Origin of the sequence: Streptomyces sp. NPDC058401, assembly GCF_042722885.1 — a bacterium.
Classification (GTDB): Bacteria; Actinomycetota; Actinomycetes; order Streptomycetales; family Streptomycetaceae; genus Streptomyces.
In genome coordinates this window covers 1-3,452 of record NZ_JBHXKA010000011.1, presented here as the reverse complement: position 1 = coordinate 3,452, position 3,452 = coordinate 1, and the positions used below count along the sequence as shown (strand labels likewise).

General features: G+C 71.8%; 2 protein-coding genes. One reads left to right on the top strand and one right to left on the bottom strand.

What is annotated here, in order from left to right; all coding sequences use genetic code 11:
• Positions 1-219: hypothetical protein (locus ACFWNV_RS05955; RefSeq protein ID WP_383941142.1), on the bottom strand; the 219-nt coding region annotated here is incomplete at its 3' end.
• A 1,248-nt stretch (positions 220-1,467) separates the two neighbouring features.
• On the opposite strand from ACFWNV_RS05955, the gene ACFWNV_RS05950 reads away from it, so the two are divergent.
• On the top strand, positions 1,468-3,452 hold a 1,985-nt coding region (locus ACFWNV_RS05950; RefSeq protein ID WP_383941139.1), incomplete at its 3' end, for an RICIN domain-containing protein.

Here is a 3,452-nt window from a genome sequence, read left to right as displayed (position 1 = left end):
CGTCGGGCCCCTTTTGCAGTGCGTCTTGTCGACCGGCGGTCTGTCGCGGAGCTGCGCGTCCCGGCACCGGTCGCCGCCGCCCGCCCGGCCCGCCGCGCTCACGCGCTCACCCGCGGCCGGGGCCGCCGCGGCCCCGGCCGGGCCGGCCATGCCGGCCGCCAGCACCAGGGCGAGCAGGGCGAGTGCTCCGCCCGCCGGCCACTTCCCTCGACGGGGCAACGGTCCCAGCCGAGCCGGTCCACTGATGTCAGGCTTCATCCGCTCGCTCCTCGGCGTTCGAGTCCGAGGGCGAGCGTGACCCGTGCGAGGCCGATCCATCACCACACCCGGCCCCAGCACATCGTTTTTCAGTAAATCGGAGTAATGGATGAGGGGTGACAGCCTCGTACCGTCGGCCGCGGGACCGCGAGGCCGCGAGGCCGCGCCGGTATACCGGATCCGGACCCGCGTGCAGTGACTCCGTTTTCGGCTCACACGCGTGCCTCACGTCTACTCCGAAGCAGGGGCGGTGACGATGTCCGCTCCCCCAGGTGAATCGGAGGGCTGCGGGGGGCGGGGAGAGAGAAGTGCGCCGCGAGGGTCGCCTGAGGGCGAGGGCGTGTTCACGCCGCCCGCGTCGCGCCGAGAACACCGAGAGCCGCCGACCATCACGCCGCCCTTGGAGCGGCTCGGGCACGGCCCGGCCGCCGGGGAGCGGACGGAAGAGGGGCTGTCCGCCCCCGGATTCTTCGTCGTACGGGACGTCGCCGCCGGATCCTGGGCAGGAGGGCGGGTCGCCGTCGTCTCCGGGCCCGCCTTCCGCGGTGCCGATGCGGTAGCGGGTCGGGAGACGGACCCCTGGTAGGCGGGCGGGGCGGAGGAGGAGTTCTCGCCGGCCGCGGACGTCGCTCAGCGTCTGCTGGACGCATATCCCGTTGTCCCCTGTTCATGGCCACGGCACCGGAGGTGCCGCGGCGGTCGAACCGAGTGTTTTCGCTGCCGACGCGTCAGCACATCGTCCAGGAGGGCCACCTGCGGGCAGGGGCAGAAGGCCGCCGCGCGCCCGGACGCTCCGTCAGCGGGCCGTGGGGCACGCCCGCGTGTCCCGCCGAGCCGAGCGGGGCCGCGCCTTCCTCACGGGTCGTGACCAAGGGAATTCGACAGGTAGTAATTAGGTGAATCCTTGACTGAATTCCCGTCAATAGCACTCCACTTGTTATCTCGATTGGATAACGACTACCCCCGATAAGGCCTGGACCAATACCGCGTGACGCGCGTAACTTCCCTTGTTTTATTGCATGTTGAGTGTTCATCAGATCCGACGGACAGGTAACGGAACGATTTCTCGATCCGCACCCCCCTTTGTCCGAATTCTCCGCGGCATTCGTCTGGCAGGCTTCCGCGCACCCACTCATCCGATGTCTACTTGAGGTGCCCATGACAGGACGACGCAGACGGCGTGAACACCGCCGCAAGCCGCGGCGGTTTATGCTCCTCACCGCCGCCATGGCCTCGGCGGCGGTGATCGCCGCCGGCATCGCCTACTCCGGTCTCGGCGACAACGCCCAGGCCGTGTCCGCACAGGCCGGTACGGAGGCCGCCGCACCGGCCGCCGCACCCGCACGGGATCAGGAACCCGAACCCCTCGCGGCCGCGCCCCCCAACCAGCGGGCGCGCGGCATGATCTACGACGGCCTCGCCCCCGCGCCGAAGGGCGACCGGTGCGCCGGCGTCTACCGAACCGGTGCGGGTCTGTGTACCCACGGCCCCGATGCCCCGCCCAAGGGTGTCGACATAACGAAGGACATCGCGCCCGCCGTCAAGGCCTCGGCGCCGGCGGCCGACCCGGCCCGCCCCGCCGCCGACGACCCGGCGGCGGGCGAAGGCGGCGGGCGTCCTCAGGACGCGGCGGCGGCCGACGCCGACCGCACGGCCGACAAGTCCGCGGCGCCCGCGCCCTCGGCGGCCGCCGGCCAGGCCGTCGCCGCCGGTCCCGCGGGCCAGACCGTCCAGTGCGACGGAGACGGCAGCACGGGCAACCGCGTCCAGGTCGTGTACGTCCACGGCCCCGGCCGCGACCGCTACTCCGCGTACGTGGCCTCGTTCCGCAAATGGGCGGCCGACGCCGACCTCATCTACGCCGCCAGCGCCCGGGAGACCGGAGGCGTCCGGCACATCCGCTACGTGACGGCCGCCGACTGCACCCCGACCGTGCTCAACATCGAGCTCCCGGACTCCGCGCTCGCGGAGTTCAGCGCGACGAACGCCGCCCTCGCCGGCAAGGGGCTCGACCGCCGCGACCGCAAGTACATGATCTTCGCGGACACCCAGGTCTACTGCGGCATAGGAACCTTCAACGGCGACGAGCGGCCCGGCCAGGCCAACCTCAGCAACTTCGGTCCCTCTTACGGGCGTACGGACTCCGGCTGCTGGGGCGGCCACACCGCGGCGCACGAACTCGGCCACAATCTGGGCGCGGTCAACAACAGCGCCCCGAACACCAGCCGCGGTGCGCACTGCACCGACGAGTTCGACGTCATGTGCTACTCGGACACCCCGTACTACCCGCAGATGCGCAACATCTGCACCAACCAGGCCTCCGAGAACATCCTGGACTGCAACCACGACGACTACTTCCACACCAGCCCCAAAGCCGGCAGCTACCTGGCCACGCACTGGAACATCGCCGACAACCAGTTCCTGATGCAGAACAAGGGCGGCGGCACCGACCCCGGCCCGAACCCGAGCCCGAGCCCCTCGCCGACCAAGAAGCCGACGCCCGGCCCGACCAAGAAGCCCACGGGCGGACCGGCCGTGACCGTCGGCCAGATCCAGTCGGACTCCGCCGTCGTGAGCTGGCCCAAGGTCGAGGGAGCGGCCTGGTACCAGGTCCTGCTGAACGGCAAGCACCTGGGCTGGGTCCAGTCCCCGGTGCTGCGGGTCTACAACCTCCGGCCCGACACCTCCTACACGGTCGCCGTCTCCGTCCGCGACGGCGCCGGCCGGGACAGCGGAGCCGGCAAGGCCGCGTCCTTCCGTACGAAGGGCGCGGGCGGCGGGGCGACCACCCCCGGGACCCGGTACCTGCTCGGCAACGGCAGCACCGGCCTGGCCGCCGAGGTGTGGGGCGGGCGCGGCGCCGACGGCACCGTGCTCGTCGGGGCGCGCTCCAACGGGTACGCGCAGCAGCAGTGGTACTTCGACGACGCGGGCAGCGGACTGGTCCGCATCCGCTCCGCGGTCTCCGGGAAGTGCCTGCAGCCGGGCGGTACTCCCGCCGCGGGCATGTGGGTCGCGCAGCAGCCCTGCGGCCGCGCCGGTGCGCAGAGTTGGAAGCTGACGCCCCGCGGCGGCGCGGTGAGCGTCACCGACCCGAGCGGCGCCTTCGCGCTGACCGTGAGCAGCCGTCCGTACTACGGGAACTGGCTGCTCGACCTCCAGCGCGCGGACGGCCGGGCCCCGCAGGTCTGGAC